The sequence below is a fragment of the Streptomyces blattellae genome (assembly GCF_009709555.1).
Lineage (GTDB): Bacteria > Actinomycetota > Actinomycetes > Streptomycetales > Streptomycetaceae > Streptomyces > Streptomyces blattellae.
In genome coordinates, this window is sequence record NZ_WJBG01000147.1 from 1 (window position 1) to 18,779 (window position 18,779).

Here is an 18,779-nt window from a genome sequence, read left to right on the forward strand (position 1 = left end):
GCCGCAGCGTCGGCGTCGTCCTCAGGCTCTACGCCAGCCCCGGAACCGGCCTCACCCTCGGCGCCCGCGCCGCCCTCAGAGTCGGCATCCGTCTCGACGTCGACGTCAGTTTCAGCGTCGGCGTCGGAGTCGGCCTCGGCGTCGGCCCCGCCGTCAGTGTCGGAGTCGCCCTCCGACTCGACATCAGCCCCGGAACCGGCCCTCACCTCACGGTCGGCCCCGCCCCCGGCGTCAACCGAAGCGTCACCGCTGGCGTCCCCATCGCCCTCAGAGCCGGCATCCGTCTCGGCACCGGCGTCGGTTTCCGGCCCAGCGTCAGTCTCAACCTCGCCGTCAGTCTCAACCTCGCCGTCAGTCTCAACCTCGGCGTCAGTCTCAACCTCGGCGTCGGTCTCCGCCCCGGGATCGCCCCCCGCAGCCGCCTGCGCGTCACCAGCAGCCTCATCGCCGCCCTCCGCGCCCCCACCGGAGCCCTCAGACGCCGCCACGCCCCGATCGGCACCCCCGGACGCCACCTCGCGCCCACCGGCGCCCTGAGACGCCGCCACGCCCCCGGCCTCACCCTCGTCGGCCCCAGCAGCCTCCGCGTCCCCCTCCGACGGCTTCTCATCCGCCCCGGCAACCCAAGCGGCCACCGCCGCCCGCAGCCGGTCCTCACCCGCAGGCTTCTCCCCGGCACCGGCACCCCCGGCGTCCCCGGCGTCCCCGGCGTCCCCGGCGTCCCCGGCATGCCCGGCGTCCCCGGTGGAAGAGCCCTCAGTCCCGGCAGCGCCCTCTGCACCGCCGCCGTCACCCTCACCCTCGCGGTCGGCCCCGTCGACCCCGTCCCCGCCCTCTCCGGCGGCTCCCTTCTCACCCACGCCGACGGCCCCCTCGACCTCGTCCCCGCCCTCTCCAGCGGCCCCGGCGACCCCGTCGTCCCCGCCGTCCCCGCCGTCCCCGGAGGCCCCGGAGGCCCCGGAGGCCCCGGAGGCCCCGGAGGCACCGTCATCCCCGCCATCCCCGCCATCCCCGGCGGCACCGGCGGCCCCGGTGACCCCCTTCTCACCCACGCCGGCGGCTCCCTTCCCGCCCTCGGCGCCCCGCACATCCTTCGGGAGGTCTCGTACGGAGAAGACCCTCGTCGCCGTGTCCACCCCGCCCCGCGCCTCGGACGTGGCCGCGTCCCGGGCCACGGCGAGGCGCGGATCCGCGGTCTCGCTCCTGGCTTCGGGAACCGGACCCGCGCTCCCCGACGTCGGTTCTGCCGACGACTCGCGCTGCTTCGACCTGTCGGGGAACTCGCCCGCCACCGATGCCTCCTCCATGCGCCGCACGGAAGCCTTCCGTGCGCGTACCGAACCGTGAATCGCCCGCCCGGACACGGCGTCCCTACCCCTGTCCGAACCATGTACCAGTGTCCTGTGTGCGGGCTTAACCTCTGCGGTAGACGAGAACGACATACCTGCCGGTTCCACTACATTCCGGTCACGCACTCTCGACAGACCAATGTGAGAGGGGTCACCCTGTCATTCATCCACGCGGGGAGGCATGGATGGGCAGGAGCCGCAGAACACTTCCGGAGGAGCTTCTGCTGCTGGCACTGGACCCGGCCACGGGTACCACTGCACAGCCGCAGTCGCTCGACCTAGGTCTGGCCGGAGCACAGCTAGTGGAGCTGGCGCTGGCCGGACGGATAGCCCCAGACGGGGATCGTATCGCCGTGGTGTCCCCACGGCCGACTGGAGATCCGACTCTCGACTGTGCGCTCGAGTTGCTGCGAAGGCGCGGCGCTCCGGTGCGGGCAGTCCACTGGATTGGCGGGCCGCGCCTTGGCCTACGCCAGACCTACCTCTCGCATCTGGAGCGGTGCGGCATGGTGCATGCCGTGGCGGGCCAGATGTGCGGGGTGCTGCCGACGACTCGCTACCAAGCCAGTCAGACCGAAATCAGCCGGGAGATCAGGGCCCGGCTGGATTCCGCGATCCGCACCGGCGTCCCGCCGGACCCGCGGACCGCGGCGCTCGCCGCACTGGCGCACGCGGTCGGCCTCGGCAAGCACCTGTACCCGGGCAATGAGGGACGCTCGTCCCGCTCCCGGCTACGGGATCTGATCAGGCACGACCCCATGGGCGGCCTCGTGGCGCACGCCGTGATGGACGTCCAGAACGGCGTCGCGGCCCAGCCGCGCCGCAGCCCGGCATCTCCATCGCCGGCCGGCCGTCAGGCCGCCCCCGGCGGCAGGGCCGCACCGGAACCCGCCCGCGGTGTTCCGATGCAACCGCGCCGCGGTTCCATGACGCGTGCCGTGGCTCACTGAGCCGCAGTCCCACGACACGAGCAGCACCACCCGAACCGCCGCCGCACAAGCCCAGAACCGCCGCACAGCCCAGAACCGCACCACGCACCACTCACAGCCGCACCACCCACAACCGCACCACCGCACCACGCACATCAGCGCCGCACCGCATCCCCCGGACCGGTACGGGAGCCGCTGGACCGCGCGGGGCAATGAGGCCGTACGTCCTGGACGACGACACGGCCTCACCGCCCCGCGCGGCCGTGCGTAGCGGCGCATTCTTGCCGCGCCACCCGGCGCCACCGCGTCCGAACTGGCGCGTACCCGCCGTATATCCACCGTTTCCCAGCGGTAAGAAGCACCTTGGTGGCAGTCTGCTCAGCAGCAGATACGCAAAGTGGCAAATCAAGGCACGCAGCCGGAGGTGCACGTCCCGTGGCGTCCAATGTCAATCCCACCGTCAGGCGACGCCGGCTGGGCCAGGAGTTGCGCAGGCTTCGCGAGCTCAAGGGCATGACGGCCGAAGAAGTGGCGGAGCGGCTCCTGGTCTCACAGTCGAAGATCAGCCGCCTGGAGAACGGCCGGCGCAGCATCAGCCAGCGCGACGTCCGCGATCTGTGCGGGGTCTACGAGGTGGAGGACCACCGCATCGTCGACTCGCTGATGCAAATGGCCAAGGACTCCCGCCAGCAGGGCTGGTGGCATTCGTTCGGCGACATCCCGTACAGCGTCTACATCGGGCTGGAGACGGACGCGGCGAGCCTTCGGGTGTACGACCCGCAGGTCGTCCCCGGCCTGCTGCAGACCCGGCCGTACGCGGAGGCGCTGATCGCGGGCGCGCTGCCGGAGACGGCGCCGGGCGAGGTCGACAAGCGCGTCCAGGTGCGGCTGCGCCGGCAGGAACGAATCACCGCCCCGGACAACCCGTTGCGCCTGTGGTCCGTTCTGGACGAGGCCGCCCTGCGCCGGGTGGTCGGCAACCGCTCCCTGATGCGGGAGCAGTTGGAGTACCTGGTCGAGCAGTCGCAGCTGCCGCACGTCACCGTGCAGGTGATCCCCTTCGACATGGGCGCCCATCCCGGCCTGAACGGGCAGTACGCCATCCTGGAGTTCCCGGACGCGGCGGATTCGAGCGTCGTCTACATCGAGGGCGTCACCAGCGATCTGTACCTGGAGAAGGCGAACGACGTGCAGAAGTACGCGGTGATGTACGAGCACCTGCGCGCCCAGGCCCTGAACGTGGATCAGTCCCGGGAGTTCATCGCGAACATCGCGAAGGACTACGCCCGCTGACCCACCCTGGGACCCTGGGCAGAAAGAGGCGTACAGTACACCTTCACCTGGCCGAAATGGAAGCTCCATTGGAATATGCCATCCGGTCGAGTGAATGGTCACTTCATCAGCCGATGTTGGCGAGTAGCGTCGATCACGCCATCGAGCAACACCGTTGGCGCAATCTCAGCAACTACGCAACTCAGCAACTCATCAACTGGCAATGCGGAGCGAACATGGCAATTCGTCAGGGCGCCACGGACACGTGGACCAAGTCCTCGTACTCCACGGGAAACGGCGCGTGCGTCGAGATCAAGTCACCGGTTCTCGCGGCCATGGCCGTCCGGGACTCCAAGGTCCCCGAGGGCCCCACGCTGGCCTTCCCGGCGGACGCGTGGAACGCCTTCGTGGCTCAGGCCGGCCGGGGAGCGTTCGACCTCGGCTGAGCGGCACCGATCTCCCACAACTCCATAAGCACCACAGCAAGAGCCCTCTCGACCAGCCCGCCGTCCTTGCCGAGGGGGCTCACCCCTTCCACCGATCACCGCAACCTGTCCACGTACCGGTCCGTCCCGGGCACCGTCGGCACGAACGGCGCCACCAGCTCCACCCTCCCCAGCCCCGCCTCCCCGACCGCCGTGTCCAGCCCGGTGAAGTACGCCTCCCAGCACTCCCGCGGATCCGCCTGGAGGAACCACAGCAGGGTCAGCCGGGTATCGACGCCCTCGACCTGCTTCACGTACGACATGCGATCTCCCGGCAGCGGGGTCGGCCGGAAGACGACGACCATGGCGCACGGCGAGCCCGCCACCCGCTTCGGCAGATGGCGGGAACGCAACCACTCCAGCAGTTCGGCCCGCTGCCCGGGTGATTCGGCGTCGATGACCTCCACGACCAGTCCGGCGTAGGGGTGGTCGAGGGCGTGGTGGTCGCGGGGGCCGGCCGCGCCGTCCCGGTACACCGTCGCCTCGTGGTCCTGGAAGGCCGTGAAGACGTGCGTACGGTCCTGATAGACGCGTCCGTCGCGGTTGAGGCGCTTGTTGATGCCGACGGTCCACTTCATGTGGTCGTCGTAGCGGCCGTCGGTGATCCAGTACGTCGAGATGTAGCAGCCGTCGGTGACCGGCTGGGCGATCGCCGACTCCTCGGGGTAGCGGAGCAGTTGGAGGTCGCGGGTGGCCACCCAGCGGCGCCCGGCGTACATCCAGGGCATGGCCATCGCGCCGGCGTAGTAGTGGTCGTCCTCGTACCAGCGGTTGTAGGCGTACTCGTGGCCCGGATGCGGCTCGACCATGGTGATCAGGGCGTGGCCCGGGTGGACACCGTACGGGCCTACGGCGGCCAGTTCGGCGTAGGTGTCGCTGCGGGTGTCGTCGCTCATGCGGTTCCCCTTTCCTGCGCACGCCCATACTCTGACGCTCCGTCAGATAGAGCGCCAGAGCCGGGAGGGATCGATATGTCGCTGCTCGCGGGCAGGACGGTCGTCGTGTCGGGAGTCGGGGCCGGGCTCGGGCATCAGGTCGCGTCGGCCGTCATACGGGACGGGGGCAATGCCGTACTGGGGGCGCGGACGGAGGCGAACCTCGCCAAGAGCGCCGCCGAGATCGATCCGGACGGGGCGCACACGGCGTACCGGGCCACCGACATCACCGACGAGGCGCAGTGCGGGGCCCTCGCCGATCTGGCGCGGGAGCGGTTCGGGGGGATCGACGCGGTCGTCCATGTGGCCGCGTGGGACGGCTGCTTCGGCGGTCTGGAGGATGCCGACTTCGTGACCTGGCAGTCGGTCATCGACGTGAATCTGCTGGGTTCGCTGCGGATGACCCGGGCGTGCCTGCCGGCGCTCAAGGCGTGCGGGGGCTCGGTGGTGTTCATCGGGACGCAGTCGGCGGTGGCGGCACCCTCGCAGGTGCGGCAGGCGGCGTACGCGGCTTCGAAGGGGGCGCTGACGAGCGCGATGTACTCGCTGGCGCGGGAGCTCGGGCCGTACCGGATCCGGGTGAACACCGTGCTGCCGGGGTGGATGTGGGGGCCGCCGGTGCGGGCGTACGTGCAGTTCGCGGCGGAGACCGAGGCGGTGCCGGAGGCGGACGTACTGAAGCGGCTGACGGATCGGATGGCGCTGCCGGAGCTGGCCACGGACGAGGACGTGGCCGACGCGGCCGTCTTCCTGGCGTCGGACCGGGCGCGGGCGATCACGGGGCAGTCGTTGCTGGTCAACGCGGGGGAGCTGATGCGCTGAGCCATTTTCCAGCGTTCACGTCCATGAACGTAGGTCACTTAGGGGAACATTTTTACCGCCCCTTGACCTTACGCTTGCTTGTCGTGCCCCTGTAAACACACTCACGATGAGCGGGCCGTTCACAAGGCGGACCCTGGAAGGGGGCACATGAACAGTCTCGACTGGGCCGTGCTCATCGGCTATTTCGGTGTGATGGTCGCCATCGGCGTCTGGTCGCACAAGCGCGTGGACACCGTCAGCGACTTCTTCACGGCCGGCGGCAAGATGCCCTGGTGGCTCTCCGGCATCTCGCACCACATGTCGGGCTACAGCGCGGTGATGTTCACCGGCTATGCGGGCATCGCCTACACCTACGGCGTCACGTCCTTCGTGACCTGGTCCTTCCCGATCGCCCTCGGTATCGCCGTCGGGTCGAAACTGTTCGCGCCACGCATCAACCGGCTGCGTTCCCGGCTGCACGTTGCCTCCCCGCTCGAATACCTGAAGAACCGCTACGACCTCAAGACCCAGCAGGCGCTGGCCTGGTCCGGGATGCTGCTGAAGATCGTGGACGTGGGCGCGAAGTGGGCCGCGATCGCGACGCTGCTGTCGGTGTTCACGGGTGTGTCCCTGAACCAGGGCATCCTCATCACCGGTTGCATCACCGCCGTCTACTGCACCATCGGCGGCCTGTGGGCGGACGCGCTGACCGAACTCGGCCAGTTCGCCATCCAACTCCTCGCCGGTATCGCCATGTTCGTCGCGGTGATCGTCGAACTCGACAACAAGGGCATCGGGTTCTTCAGTGCCTGGGACGAACCCGCCTTGCAGGGCCACGAGAAGCCGCTGGTCGGACCGTACGGAACGGTCTTCCTCCTCGCCTTCCTCTTCATCAAGCTGTTCGAGTACAACGGCGGCATGCTCAACCAGGCCCAGCGCTACATGGCCACGCCCAACGCCCGCGAGGCCGAGCGGTCGGCACGCCTGTCGGCGATCCTCTGGCTGGTGTGGCCGCTCGTCCTGTTCTTCCCCATGTGGATGTCGCCGCTGCTGGTCGAGGCGCAGAATCCGGACGGCTCCGACTCCTACGGCCTGATGACCGAACAGCTCCTCCCGCACGGCCTGCTGGGCCTGGTGATCGTCGGCTTCTTCTCGCACACCATGGCCATGTGCTCCTCCGACGCCAACGCGATCGCGGCCGTCTTCACCCGCGACTGCGCACCGGTGGTCTGGCGCCGGGCACGGACCTGGAGCCAGGGGCAGGGCCTGCGCGTGGCCCGCGTGACCACGGTCGTCTTCCTGGGCCTGTCCATGGCGGCGGCCACCCAGGTCAACTCCCCGACCTTCGGCGACATCATCACGGTCGTGATCAAGTGGGTGGCCGGTCTGATGGGCCCGATGGCGATCCCGATGATGCTGGGCCTGCTGCGGCCGTTCCGCCGCTCCGGCCCGACCGCCGCGCTCACCAGCTGGGCCCTGGGCCTGTTCGCCTTCTGGCTGGTCAACTACCCGATCCACTGGAACGTCGACGGCGGCGTCCCGCTCCAGTACCAGGTGTCGGTCCCGCTGGCGGTGTCGCTGGTCCTCTACATCCTCATCGGCTTCATCAAGCCGGAGGACACCCCGGAGCGGCTCGCCGTCATCGAGAAGATCAACACGGACGGGGACGGGGCGGCGGCTGCGGCGGTGCCGGCTCCGGCCGGGACCGGGACCGGGGCTGCGGCGGGGGACGACGTGGTGCGTATGTCGAAGGACTGAAAGGACTGAAAGGACTGAACCGAGTCGGCGGCAGGCGGAACCGGTCAGGCCCTCGGATACCGCGCGATCCAGCCGGGGGCCGAGCCGGTCGGACCATGCAGCGCGGGCGCCTGCGTCATCTCCATGGCGAAGTCGTCGGCGAGTTCCAGGATCGTGGGACGGCCCTCCAGTTCGGCCAGCCAGGCCGGCGGGAGGGCCGTTTCGCCGTGCAGGGCGCCCAGCAGCCCGCCGGTCAGCGCGCCGGCCGCAGCCGAGGGCCCGGCCTGGTTCACGGCGAGACAGAGCCCGTGCCGGACGTCCTCGCCGACCAGCGCGCAGTACACGGAGGCGGCCAGCAGTCCGTCCGCCGTCCCGTCCCCCGCCAGCTGCTCCACCCGCGAGGGCGAGGGCATGCCCTGCCGTACGGCGCCCAGGGCGTGCTGGAGGGAGTCGGAGACGGGCTGGTGCCCGGGCCGGGCGGCGAGCAGTGAGAGGGCCCGCTGCACGGCGCCGTCGAGGCTCTCACCGCGGGCCAGCGAGTGCACGATCACGGCGTACGCGCCCGCGGACAGGTAGGCGGCGGGGTGCCCGTGCGTCTGCGCGGCACACTCCACGGCAAGCTGCACGACCAGCTGCGGCTCCCATCCCACGAGCAGCCCGAACGGCGCGGAACGGGCGGCTGCCTCGGGCCCCGTCTCACCGGGATTCTTGGGCGCGTCGAGCGTACCCATGGCCTCGTCCCCGAACCCGACGAGCAGCGAGCGCGCGGGATCCCGCCGGGCGTACAGCCACTCCTCCCGGGCCAGCCACCCGTCGTCCTTGCGCCGCTCGTCGGGTCCCCAGTCCCGCTGGGTCGCCGCCCATCGCAGATAGGCCCGGTGCAGATCGGTCGGCGGATGCCAGGCGCCGGTGTCCCGGCGCACCTGGGCGCGTATCAGCCCGTCGACCGAGAAGAGGGTGAGCTGGGTGAGATGAGTGACGGCGCCCCGCCTGCCATACCCGACGGCAAGATCGACGAGCCCTTCGGCGCCGTACGCCTCCCGGATCTCATCACTCCCGAGCCCGTCGACGGGAGCGCCCAGCGCATCCCCCAGCGCCGCACCGAGCAGCGTCCCACGCACCCGGCTACGGAAGTCCTGCTGCTCGGCACGTCCCCAGACGGCCCCGGCTGCCGCACCCACCAAGACCTCCGTTGGTATCGCCCGCACGTACGACAGCTCAGCACTGTAATCGAACGGGGACGGTCCGTTGAGGGGGCGGATCAGTATGCGGGGTGTGCCAGGGTCGTCCGGGGCGGTCGGCTATGGGCGGACTTCGCCGGCTCACGCACGGCGCGGAGGGGCGCGAGGCTCATCACCGCCGCGCAAGGCCTCCGGAGCGGTTCGGACATGGGGATCAGCGGTCCGTACGGCCCGTCGCCCGTCGATACGGTGCGGGAGCGTCGTCCGGCCACGCCCAGAGCCGTGGCCGGACAAGACGCCGCCACTCAGCCCCCCGCGCGCCTCGACGCCGAGCTTCCTCCGCGCCTCACCACGGCACGCCACCGCCCGTCCGTACACCGGGCCGTCCGGTCACGGGCAACCTCGGCGGTCAGGAGTGTCCCCGGTGGGAGTACTCGCCGTCGTCGGGCTCGCGAGAGCAACTCACAGGTTCCGCACAGACATTCGCGTTCCGGCAGGCAGGATGACCTTCATGGCAACGACAACCCCACGAAGCGCCCTCCACCTCACCGCAACCCTGCTCACCGCGACCGTCGCGCTCTACATAGCGCTCGTCGCCTTCGGGAACATCACGGACTTCGGGACGAACCAGCAGTTCGTGCGGCACGTCCTGGCGATGGACACGACGTTCAAGGACGACGACGTGATGTGGAGAGCGATCACCAGCAAGGGGCTTCAGGACACGGCGTACGTGGTGATCATCGTCTGGGAGACGGTCGCGGCGCTGGTGCTGCTGTACGGCACGTGGCTCTGGTTCCGCCGTGACGACACCCGCGCCCGGCGGTTCTCGACGTACGGCCTGCTGATGGTCCTGCTGCTGTTCGGCGCCGGGTTCATCGCGATCGGCGGTGAGTGGTTCGCGATGTAGCAGTCGGCGGACTGGAACGGGCTCGACGCGGCGACGCGTGCCTTCGTGTTCAGCGGGACGGTGCTGCTCGTGGTGCAGCTGACCGGTGGACGGGGTGAGTCGTGATGCTGGACAACTTGCCTGTGTTCGGGACGGTTTCTGGCTACCGTTGCTTCTCATGGAACGTCAGCGCAGCGCCGGAAGCGTGCAGATCAGTCTCGGCGCGTCCGGGGCCGAGGGCGGAGACAGGGCCACCCTCGATCTCTACGCGTGGCTGAGGCAGACGGCTGATGTCCGGGAGCACTCGGACATCAGCCTCCGTCCCGCGCAGCCGGACGACACGGAGGCCATGGGCGCGGCCGAGATCATCGACCTGGCTCTGGGCCACGGGTTCGCGGCCCTCAACCTGGCGCTCGCGTACGCCTCCTGGCGCACCGCCCGCCCCTCCGCGCCCGCGGTGACGCTGACGACCAGCCGCGGCTCCGTCACGGTCCACGGCTGTTCCGACGAAGAGATCCGCCGCATCATGGCGGCGCTTCACGACGGTGTGCCCGAAGGCGGTGTGCCCCAAGACGGTGTGCCCCAAGACGGTGTGCCCGAAGCGGACGCTCCTGCCGAGGATCCCGGATCCGGTACCCGCACCACTGACACCGACACCGGCAGAGCGGGAGACAACCGCGGCGACCGAGGGCCGCTCGGCGCCTGATGAACACCCCCTTCCCCGACCCCGCCCGCTCCCGTGCCGTGCTGATCGGAGTGGCCGACTACGAGAAGCTGCCGGATCTGCCCGCGGTCACCAACAACGTGAGCAAATTGAGGGAGTTGCTCATGGACGGCGACCTGTGGGGCCTGCCCGAGGAACACTGCATCGCACTGTCCGGCGAGGACGTCGCCTCCGCCCAGGAGGTCATGCAGACCCTGCACACGGCCGCCGAGCAGGCAAAGGACGCCCTCCTGGTGTACTTCGCCGGACACGGCCTCTCCCCGCTCAAGTTCGGCCTGCACCTGGCCCTGCCCGGCGGGGACTCCGAACGCCTTTACAACGCCCTGGACTTCAACCACATCCGGCACACGCTGATGGAGGTGTGCACCGCTCGGCAGCGCCTGGTCATCTTGGACTGCTGTTACGGCGGGCGGGCGTTCGCGGACCATCTCGGCGCACCGAACGAGGAACTGGCCGACCTGGCGGGGATCAAGGGTACGTACCTGCTGACGGCGGCGTCGGCGACGGCTCGCGCGCTGGCCCCGAAGGGCGAGGAGTTCACGGCGTTCACCGGCGAGATCATCAAGGCGCTGGACCAGGGCATTCCGGATGGCCCGGACCTGCTCGACACGGATTCGTTCTTCAGACATGTCCGCCGCGAGCTGATCGCCAAGGGCCGTCCCGAACCCCAGCAGCGCGCGGACCACTTCGGGCACCGCATCGTCCTCGCGCACAACCGGTGGGACCAGGCGGTGAGCCCGGAAGCCGCCGCATACGCACAAGCCCTGGGCGCGGCCGTCCGGCCCGCTCTGGACGAGCGCGGCGGCCCGCACCGGGATCTGAGCGAAGCACTGGCACTGCCCCCGGCACAGGTCAAGCGCTACCTCAAGGGCGGGCGCATCGCTCCGAAGCAGGTGCTCGACGCACTCGCGGACTTCATTCGCTCATACGGCAGCCCGCTCCCGGCGGAGGACCTGGCCCGGCTGCACGCCCTCCGACGTGCCGCACAACGCGCGAGCAAGGACACGGACACGCAACTGCTGTACTGGCGGGAGGAGGCGGACCGGCTCAAGACCGAGTTGGACGACCTCGCCCAGGAGCTGGACGGATCCGCGCTCCGTGCGGAACGGGACAGGTTGCTGCGTCAGCTCGGACACGCCCGGCAGTACGTCAGGGACACCGCGGGCGAGTTGGCCGACGAACGGGAGAACGTCCGCCTGCTCAGGCGCGAGGTCGACGTGCTGCGCCGGCAGGTGCGCAGGCTTCTGGCCCCGGAATCCACCGCGGAGACCGGCGAGTCGGCGGCAGGTGACTCCACCGTCAGCGCGAAGGCGCCGGTCAGGGTGGCAGACGAGGTGCGCGCCGAAGGCGACGGTCCGGCCGTCGCGCTCGACACCGTACCGGACGCGCCCCCGGCCCCCGCCGCCCCCCACGATGCGACGGCACCGCCACCCTCCGCACGGGGCGCCGGCTGCGTCCTCGTCGCCGTGCTGTCCGCGGCGGTACCGCTCTATCTGCTCATCGGCGTGTTCGTCAGCCTTGTCACCGTCGATCTCAAGCCCTCCGGCGGCCGTCAGCCCACCGTCGCGGGCGACACGTACATCTGGGATGTGGCGGGCAGAGTGGAGAGCGAGTTCGCAGCGGACGGCGGCGCCCCGACCGACCGCCTTCAGGGCAGTCTGCGCCTGGAGGTGGGAAGAGAGTGCGAGGGAAATCCCGTCGAAGCCGAATGGGAGATCGCCATTGACGGGCACCGCTTCAAGAACGGAACGGCGAAGGTCGAAAAGCCGGGCGCAGGCACGGAGATCGCGACCGATTTCCCCTACGGGCCCACCGTGCACGAGGTCACGCTGAGCGTCGGTTCGACCGGGGCCGCCGGTACATGTGACACCTTCGGCCTGGTGTGGGAGGGGCCGGGTCTCTCCAAGAGCTACGACGTGTTCTATGCCTTCTGACGACGGAGAGGGAGACCAAAAGGGGCCTGCCACCGGACACAGCGCGGGGTGGGTCCCCGGCCTCGCCTTCCTCGCTTTCGTGGTCGTGTTCGCCGGCCTGCCTCTTTTGCTCACCGCGACGAACACCCTCTATCTGACGCACGCCGAACACGGATCGACTCCCGTCTTCCGTAAGGAAAAACGCGGTGGGCAGGAAGCGACCGAAGAGCGCTATCTCACCTGGGACGTACACAAGCGTGCCGAGAGCAGCTTCCGCCCCGAAGGCACCGGCCGCGATTTCGGTTTCGAGGGCCGCGAACTGCGCGGAGAGCTCAGCTTCTCCGTGCCCCGCGACTGCGCCGACCGGCGCATCCGCTGGGAGATCCGCGTCGACGGTGAACGGGCCGGGGGCGGCAGCTTGAGATGGCTGCACACGTACACGGTGAAGACCGACTTCGCCATCGACCGCACTCCGGATTCGGTCGGGATCACCATGTACTGGGACGGTGGCGACGCGGGCTGCCCCTCCTTCAGCGCCGAATGGAAAGACGCGCGAGTCGAGCGAGGACCGATCGGCTAGCACCGGACCGTGCCCTCAGTCGACGACCACCACCGTCGTCCCCGGCGAGCCGAACGTCCACACCGCCGACCCGTCGGCCCTGCCCATCCGGATGCCGCCGGTCGGGGTGCCGGAGGGCGGCGGGGGCGAGGAGCCGTCGACGGCGTTGGAGAAGGCGATGTTTAGGCCGGACTTGGTGGCGAAGTAGACGATGTTCTCGACCTCCACCCCGTCCGAGCCCGTCGTCGCGTCCCGGCGGCCGACGACGGAGTAGCTGCCGGGGTCGGGGGCGACCGTCCCCGGCCACACGGCGAACGTACGGCGGGCGGCGTCGCTCTCGTCGACCAGCCACACCCGCCGCTGCCCGAGGGAGTAGACGATGCGCCGGCCGGTGCCGGAGGCGTCCGGTACCGCGGCCGGTGCGGAGGCGGTGGGGTCGGGGCCGGGCCGCGCGCCCCCGGAAGCCGACGCCGACGCGCTGGGACCGGCCGCCGCCGCCGTGGGGCGCGGACCGTTGCCGGCCTGGACGGCCAGGACGGCGACCACGGCTGTCGCTCCCACCGTCAGACCGGTCACCCAGGTCTTCGAGCCTGGCACGGGTACGCATCTCCTCCGTTACGGGCCCCCGAAGCAGGGGTCAGATCATCGTACTGTGAGCCTCCTGTCCGTCAGTCCAACAGCGGCAAGAGCTCCGGCAGATGCCCGTCCGACGCCTCCGCCGCCCGCTGCCGCTCCTGAGGCACCTCCCCGTAGAGCGTCGTACGCGGCTTCGCCGGGCGGCCCGCCGCCTCCGCCACGGCCACCAGATCACGCACCGACTTGTACGAGCCGTACGACGACCCCGCCATCCGCGAGATCGTCTCCTCCATCAGCGTGCCACCGACGTCGTTGGCGCCGGAGCGGAGCATCTCGGCCGCGCCCTCCGTCCCCAGCTTCACCCAGCTCGTCTGGATATTGGGGATGTGCGGGTGCAGCAGGAGGCGGGCCATCGCCGTGACCGCGCGGTTGTCCCGCATCGTCGGGCCCGGCCGCGCGATGCCCGCCAGGTACACCGGCGCGTTGGTGTGGATGAACGGCAGGGTCACGAACTCCGTGAAGCCGCCCGTCCGTTGCTGGATCCCCGCCAGCGTCCGCAAGTGGCCCAGCCAGTGGCGTGGCTGGTCCACGTGGCCGTACATCATCGTCGACGAGGACCGGATGCCCAGCTCGTGCGCCGTCGTGATCACCTCGATCCAGGTGGCCGTCGGCAGCTTGCCCTTCGTCAGGATCCAGCGGACCTCGTCGTCGAGGATCTCGGCCGCCGTGCCGGGGACGGAGTCGAGGCCCGCTTCCTTCGCCGCCGTCAGCCACTCGCGGATGGACATGCCGGTGCGGGTGGCGCCGTTCACGACCTCCATCGGTGAGAAGGCGTGCACGTGCATACCGGGGACGCGGGACTTCACCGCTCGCGCTATGTCGAAGTACGCCGTGCCGGGCAGGTCCGGGTGGATGCCGCCCTGCATGCACACCTCCACCGCCCCCACGTCCCACGCCTGCCGCGCCCGGTCCGCCACCTGCTCCAGCGAGAGCGTGTAGGCGTCCGCGTCCGAGCGGCGCTGGGCGAAGGCGCAGAATCGGCAGCCCGTGTAGCAGACGTTGGTGAAGTTGATGTTCCGGGTGACGATGTAGGTGACGTCGTCGCCGACCGCCGACTTGCGTACGTCGTCGGCCACCCGGCACAGCGCGTCCAGCGCCGGACCGTCCGCGTGCAGCAGCGCCAGCGCCTCCTCGTCGGTCAGCTTCGCCGGGTCGTCCGCCGCCGTCGCCAGAGCGGCGCGTACGTCGGTGTCGATCCTGGACGGCAGCATGCCCGGCGCCGCCGCCTCACGCAGGGCGCCCCAGTCGCCGTACACCTCGTCGAAGTCGTCGCGGCGGTCGGACGTACGGCCCTCGGTGTCGATCGTGGTGTGCAGATCCGTACGGCCTGACGACACGAACGCCTCGTCCGGCTCCTGCCACGGGTGGCCCTCGACGGCCACGTCCGGGCGGGCCAGGCCCGTCTCCGGGTCGGCCAGGGCCGCCACGTGCGGGCGCAGCCTCGGGTCCAGCCAGGGCTCGCCGCGGCGGACGAACTCCGGGTACACGCAGAGACGTTCCCGCAGCTCGAAACCGGCGGCTGCGGACTTCGCCGCCAGCTCCTCGATCTGCGGCCAGGGGCGTTCCGGGTTGACGTGGTCGATGGTCAGCGGCGACACCCCGCCCCAGTCGTCGATCCCGGCGCCGATGAGCCGACCGTACTCGGAGTCGACCAGGTTCGGCGGGGCCTGCAGACAGGCCGCCGGGCCCATGATGTGCCGGGCCACCGCCACCGTCGCGACCAGCTCGTCCAGTTCCGCGTCCGGCATGCCGCGCATCGCGGTGTCGGGCTTGGCGCGGAAGTTCTGGATGATGAGTTCCTGGATGCCGTGATACGACCGCGCTACGCGGCGCAGCGCGAACAGCGACTCGGCGCGCTCCTCGTACGTCTCGCCGATCCCGATCAGCAGCCCGGACGTGAAGGGGACCGACGACCGTCCCGCGTCTTCCAGCACCCGCAGCCGTACGGCGGGTTCCTTGTCCGGGGAGCCGTAGTGCGGCCCGCCCGGCTCGGACCACAGCCGGGTGGCGGTCGTCTCCAGCATCATGCCCATGGACGGAGCGACCGGCTTCAGCCGCTGGAAGTCGGTCCACGACATGACCCCGGGGTTGAGGTGCGGCAGCAGCCCCGTCTCCTCCAGGATGCGGATGGAGATGGCGCGGACGTAGGCGATGGTGTCGTCGTAGCCGTGCGCGTCGAGCCACTCGCGCGCCTGAGGCCACCGCTCCTCGGGCTTGTCGCCGAGGGTGATGAGGGCTTCCTTGCAGCCGAGGGCGGCACCGCGGCGGGCGATGTCGAGGACCTCGTCCGGGGACATGAACATCCCGTGTCCGGCCCGGCGCAGCTTGCCGGGCACGGTCACGAACGTGCAGTAGTGGCATGTGTCCCGGCACAGCCGGGTGAGCGGGATGAAGACGCTCTTCGAGTACGTGATGACCCCGGGGCGGCCGGCCGCGTCGAGGCCCGCGTCCCGCACCCGGGCGGCGGACACGGTCAGGTCGTCGAGGGCCTCGCCACGGGCCTGGAGGAGCACCGCCGCCTCGGTGACGTCGAGGGCGACGCCGTCCCGGGCGCGTTTGAGGGCGCGACGCATGGAGTTCGCGGTGGGGCCGGTCGGACCTGTGGGGCTGGTCCGACCGGTGGGTCCGTCGGGGCCGGTTCCGGAGGTCGCGGAAGTCGTCATCCTTCGAGCATACGGAGGGGCTCCACCGGTTCAGCGGGGTCGGGGGCCTGGGGGCTGCGGTTCGTGGCGGGTGCGGGTCGTGGCGGGTGCGGGTCGTGGCGGGTGCGGGTCGTGGCGGGTGCGAGCTGGCTGCGGCTGGTCGCCCTCCCCCTCCCGGCGGCTACCGGTACACCGCGTACTCGTCCAGCACCCGCAACACCTCCGCCTCCCCCGCCGGAGGCAACTACCGACCGGTCGGGATCCAAGCGACGGCAGACGCGCGCTCTGCGTGACGGGGGCGGCCACCCGCGCTTACGTTGGGAGCGTGAGCTTCGCCTCGGCCGCGGACGGCCGGACCCCGGAGACGAAGACGGTTCGCGGCACCCTGCCCACCGGATCACCCGACTACGTCCACCTGCCGCTCGAAGTCCCGCCCGGCGTACGGGAGATCAGGGTCGCGTACACCTACGACAAGCCCTCCGTCCCGGCCGGCACCCCCGGCAACGCGCTCGACATCGGCATCTTCGACGAACGCGGCACCGAGCTGGGCGGCCGTGGCTTCAGGGGCTGGTCGGGCGGGGCGCGCACGGAGTTCTTCCTCCGCGCGGACGACGCCACCCCCGGCTACATCCCGGGCCCCATCCGCCCCGGCACCTGGCACATCGCGCTCGGCCCGTACACGGTGGCGCCGCAGGGTCTGCCGTACGAGATCACGATCACGCTGTCCTACGGCGAACCGGGCGCCGTCGCCGAGCCGGTGTACCCGCCCTCGCGTGCGAAGGGGCGAGGCCTGGCCTAGTACCGCGGGGACTGCCATCTGCACTCCTGGCACTCCGACGGCCGCCGCACCCCGGCGCAGATCGCGGCGCTCGCGCGGGCGGCGGGGCTGGACTTCATCAACACGTCGGAGCACAACACGTACTCGGCACACGCGCACTGGGCCGAGGAGGCGGGCGACGACCTGCTGATCATGCTGGGTGAGGAGGTGACGACGCGGAACGGTCATGTGGTGGCGCTGGGCACGGACCCGGGCACGTTCGTCGACTGGCGCTACCGGGCCCGCGACAACCGGTTCGGCCGGTTCGCCCGGCAGATCCGCCGCGCGGGAGGTCTCGTCGTGCCCGCACATCCGCACGCCACCTGCATCGGCTGCAACTGGAGTAACGGGTTCGGCGAGGCGGACGCCGTGGAGGTGTGGAACGGGCCGTGGACGCCCGACGACGAGGTGGCGCTGGCGGAGTGGGACGGGACGCTGGTGGCGTCCGTGCGGTCCGAGGGCCGGGAGTGGATTCCGGCGATGGGGAACAGTGACGCGCACCGCCGTCCGGACGTGGTCGGCCTCCCCCAGACCGTCGTCCTGGCCGACGGTCTGAGCCGGGAGGCGATCCAGGCGGGCATCCGCGCGGGACGCTCGTACGTCGCCGAGTCTCAGCATGTCTCCGTCGCCTTCAGCGCGGCGGGCGGGCGCGGTGAGCACGCGGGGATCGGCGAGCGGCTGGAGGTCGGCCCCGACACCCCGGTGACCGTCCGCGTGGATGTCACCGGCGCACCACGCTGCACGGTCCGGCTCGTCACCGACCAGGGCGTGCTGTTCACGAGCGCACCGTTGCCGGTGTCGGGGACGGGGAGCGTGGAGTGGCGGACGACGCCGTCGTACGCGGCCTATGTACGGGCGGAGCTACGGCATGAGACGGCGCTCGGGCCGTTGCCGGGGGCGCCGGCGGCTTTCACGAATCCGATCTTCCTGGGACGCGGCTGAACTGCCACAGCCCCGCGTCGAAGGCGACGACGCCCAGATGATCCCACTGCGCTCGGGCCGAAGCGCCCCCGGTCCCCGAGCAGCCGCGGGCCCGCCGATGCTGTCCACCCCGCCCGGGCCGCGGGAGACGCCGCGGCGCTGGGATGTGTTGTCATGCGCGCGTCCGATCAGGTCGGACGAGGACCTCGGCACCGATCGGGGTGAACCCGGTGGCGAGGAAGGCACGCAGGGAGCGGGCGTTGCCCGGGGAGACCGCGGCGAAGACGGGCTCGTCCTCGGGCACCAGCGAGAGCGCGTCGGTGAGCAGCGACCTGCCATGTCCACGGCCGTCGGCTGCGTTGCGATGCAGTTCGATGCTCAGTTCTGTGCGCCCGGCGAGTCCCGCCGCGAGGGTGACCAGTCCCCGGTCGTCACCGAATACCCGGACGTCGGTGCGCAACCGTCGGGCGTGCTGCACTCGGGGGTGGTCGTCGGTGTCGGCGAGCGGCTGCAGACGGGCGGTGCCGCCGGTGCCGCGTCTTACCAGGGTGGCGTCGATGACGTCGATCCAGCCCGCCGGGCCGGCGAGGGCACGCAGGAAGTCCGGGGACAGGGAGCCGCCGAAGGCGTCAGGCCGGTGGGCGCGGACCTGCGCGGCGGGCAGAGCAGTGGCGACGACGGCGTGGCCGGTGAAGGCGACCGAGCATGCCAGGCCGCCGGGCAGACCGGGCAGCACCGTGACGACCCCGTCGACGGGCGGGAAGCGTCCTTCAGCGGCGTCGAGGAAGTACCCGAGCAGCGGATGCGGGAGCGTGAGCGTGGCCGGGTTCGCGTCCGAGAATGCCGCCGCGGAGGGCCGGTCGTCATGCGTAGGGTGCGTCATCTGCTGTCCTTGTCACAGCCGGGTCATGCGGTCGGTGCAGCCGAGGTCGCTTGGCGCGCGGGCGGGAGCAACTCTCCGCCGCCGAGTGCACGTTGGAACGCCTCCGCCC

Annotated in this window: 13 protein-coding genes and 3 pseudogenes; 10 read left to right on the top strand and 6 right to left on the bottom strand. The window is 70.7% G+C overall.

Going from position 1 to position 18,779, the window contains the following annotated elements; all coding sequences use genetic code 11:
• Window positions 1-1,307 (bottom strand): annotated as a pseudogene (locus tag GFH49_RS40130) (MSCRAMM family adhesin SdrC); the annotation flags it as partial.
• 227 nt (window positions 1,308-1,534) lie between these two features.
• On the opposite strand from GFH49_RS40130, the gene GFH49_RS15915 reads away from it, so the two are divergent.
• The 3 genes from GFH49_RS15915 (at window position 1,535) to GFH49_RS15925 (ending at window position 3,996) form a co-directional block, all read left to right on the top strand.
• Window positions 1,535-2,299, top strand: coding sequence for a GOLPH3/VPS74 family protein (locus GFH49_RS15915; RefSeq protein WP_155056540.1), 765 nt, complete (start codon window positions 1,535-1,537; stop codon window positions 2,297-2,299).
• Window positions 2,300-2,713: 414 nt separating this feature from the next.
• Window positions 2,714-3,571 (top strand): type II toxin-antitoxin system RelB family anti-toxin, encoded by an 858-nt coding sequence (gene relB, locus GFH49_RS15920; protein ID WP_155056541.1) that lies wholly within the window; start codon window positions 2,714-2,716, stop codon window positions 3,569-3,571.
• 215 nt (window positions 3,572-3,786) lie between these two features.
• Window positions 3,787-3,996, top strand: a complete 210-nt coding sequence (locus tag GFH49_RS15925; RefSeq protein WP_155056542.1) for a DUF397 domain-containing protein — start codon at window positions 3,787-3,789, stop codon at window positions 3,994-3,996.
• Between the two features lie 95 nt (window positions 3,997-4,091).
• On the opposite strand, the gene GFH49_RS15930 is transcribed toward GFH49_RS15925, so the two are convergent.
• A complete protein-coding gene (locus tag GFH49_RS15930) occupies window positions 4,092-4,931 on the bottom strand; it encodes a hypothetical protein (RefSeq protein WP_155056543.1) in 840 nt (279 codons plus the stop codon).
• 75 nt (window positions 4,932-5,006) lie between these two features.
• Between GFH49_RS15930 and GFH49_RS15935 the strand changes: the two genes are divergently transcribed.
• Together GFH49_RS15935 and GFH49_RS15940 are read left to right on the top strand one after the other, a co-directional pair.
• Window positions 5,007-5,792, top strand: coding sequence for an SDR family oxidoreductase (locus GFH49_RS15935; protein ID WP_155056544.1), 786 nt, complete (start codon window positions 5,007-5,009; stop codon window positions 5,790-5,792).
• Window positions 5,793-5,939: 147 nt separating this feature from the next.
• Window positions 5,940-7,529 carry a sodium:solute symporter family protein gene (locus tag GFH49_RS15940; protein ID WP_155056545.1) on the top strand — a complete coding sequence of 530 codons (1,590 nt, stop codon included), beginning with the start codon at window positions 5,940-5,942 and terminating at the stop codon, window positions 7,527-7,529.
• A 44-nt stretch (window positions 7,530-7,573) separates the two neighbouring features.
• Here the strand turns inward: GFH49_RS15940 and GFH49_RS15945 are convergent, their stop codons facing one another.
• A complete protein-coding gene (locus tag GFH49_RS15945) occupies window positions 7,574-8,689 on the bottom strand; it encodes an ADP-ribosylglycohydrolase family protein (RefSeq protein WP_155056546.1) in 1,116 nt (371 codons plus the stop codon).
• Window positions 8,690-9,200: 511 nt separating this feature from the next.
• Between GFH49_RS15945 and GFH49_RS15950 the strand changes: the two are divergent.
• The 4 genes and pseudogenes from GFH49_RS15950 to GFH49_RS15965 all read left to right on the top strand — a co-directional run bounded on the left by GFH49_RS15950 (window position 9,201) and on the right by GFH49_RS15965 (window position 12,792).
• Window positions 9,201-9,701: pseudogene (locus tag GFH49_RS15950) on the top strand (DUF2165 domain-containing protein).
• 52 nt (window positions 9,702-9,753) lie between these two features.
• Window positions 9,754-10,281 (top strand): effector-associated constant component EACC1, encoded by a 528-nt coding sequence (locus GFH49_RS39380; RefSeq protein WP_196218007.1) that lies wholly within the window; start codon window positions 9,754-9,756, stop codon window positions 10,279-10,281.
• On the top strand, window positions 10,281-12,233 hold the full coding sequence (locus tag GFH49_RS15960) for a caspase, EACC1-associated type (RefSeq protein ID WP_155056547.1): 1,953 nt from the start codon (window positions 10,281-10,283) through the stop codon (window positions 12,231-12,233). Before GFH49_RS39380 ends, GFH49_RS15960 begins: the two co-directional genes overlap by 1 nt.
• On the top strand, window positions 12,223-12,792 hold the full coding sequence (locus tag GFH49_RS15965) for a hypothetical protein (protein WP_155056548.1): 570 nt from the start codon (window positions 12,223-12,225) through the stop codon (window positions 12,790-12,792). The genes GFH49_RS15960 and GFH49_RS15965 overlap by 11 nt, the downstream gene beginning before the upstream one ends.
• Window positions 12,793-12,807: 15 nt before the next feature.
• Here GFH49_RS15965 and GFH49_RS15970 read toward each other — a convergent pair whose 3' ends face one another.
• Both GFH49_RS15970 and GFH49_RS15975 read right to left on the bottom strand, forming a co-directional pair.
• A complete protein-coding gene (locus GFH49_RS15970; protein WP_155056549.1) occupies window positions 12,808-13,368 on the bottom strand; it encodes a hypothetical protein in 561 nt (186 codons plus the stop codon).
• Window positions 13,369-13,439: 71 nt separating this feature from the next.
• Window positions 13,440-16,070: a bifunctional FO biosynthesis protein CofGH gene (locus GFH49_RS15975; RefSeq protein ID WP_155056550.1), complete on the bottom strand. Its 2,631-nt coding sequence runs from the start codon at window positions 16,068-16,070 to the stop codon at window positions 13,440-13,442.
• 268 nt (window positions 16,071-16,338) lie between these two features.
• Here GFH49_RS15975 and GFH49_RS15980 point away from each other — a divergent pair.
• A pseudogene (locus GFH49_RS15980) lies at window positions 16,339-17,808 on the top strand (CehA/McbA family metallohydrolase).
• Between the two features lie 151 nt (window positions 17,809-17,959).
• Here the strand turns inward: GFH49_RS15980 and GFH49_RS15985 are convergent.
• Window positions 17,960-18,670, bottom strand: a complete 711-nt coding sequence (locus tag GFH49_RS15985; protein ID WP_230396317.1) for a hypothetical protein — start codon at window positions 18,668-18,670, stop codon at window positions 17,960-17,962.
• Window positions 18,671-18,779: the final 109 nt, after the last annotated feature.

Bases quoted from the DNA above. Each gene is read 5' to 3' on its own strand.
- GFH49_RS15915 (WP_155056540.1), top strand. From the start codon at position 1,535: ATGGGCAGGAGCCGCAGAACACTTCCGGAGGAGCTTCTGCTGCTGGCA.
- GFH49_RS15925 (WP_155056542.1), top strand. From the start codon at position 3,787: ATGGCAATTCGTCAGGGCGCCACGGACACGTGGACCAAGTCCTCGTAC.
- GFH49_RS15930 (WP_155056543.1), bottom strand. From the start codon at position 4,931: ATGAGCGACGACACCCGCAGCGACACCTACGCCGAACTGGCCGCCGTA.
- GFH49_RS15935 (WP_155056544.1), top strand. From the start codon at position 5,007: ATGTCGCTGCTCGCGGGCAGGACGGTCGTCGTGTCGGGAGTCGGGGCC.
- GFH49_RS15940 (WP_155056545.1), top strand. From the start codon at position 5,940: ATGAACAGTCTCGACTGGGCCGTGCTCATCGGCTATTTCGGTGTGATG.
- GFH49_RS39380 (WP_196218007.1), top strand. From the start codon at position 9,754: ATGGAACGTCAGCGCAGCGCCGGAAGCGTGCAGATCAGTCTCGGCGCG.
- GFH49_RS15960 (WP_155056547.1), top strand. From the start codon at position 10,281: ATGAACACCCCCTTCCCCGACCCCGCCCGCTCCCGTGCCGTGCTGATC.
- GFH49_RS15965 (WP_155056548.1), top strand. From the start codon at position 12,223: ATGCCTTCTGACGACGGAGAGGGAGACCAAAAGGGGCCTGCCACCGGA.
- GFH49_RS15975 (WP_155056550.1), bottom strand. From the start codon at position 16,070: ATGACGACTTCCGCGACCTCCGGAACCGGCCCCGACGGACCCACCGGT.
- GFH49_RS15985 (WP_230396317.1), bottom strand. From the start codon at position 18,670: ATGACGCACCCTACGCATGACGACCGGCCCTCCGCGGCGGCATTCTCG.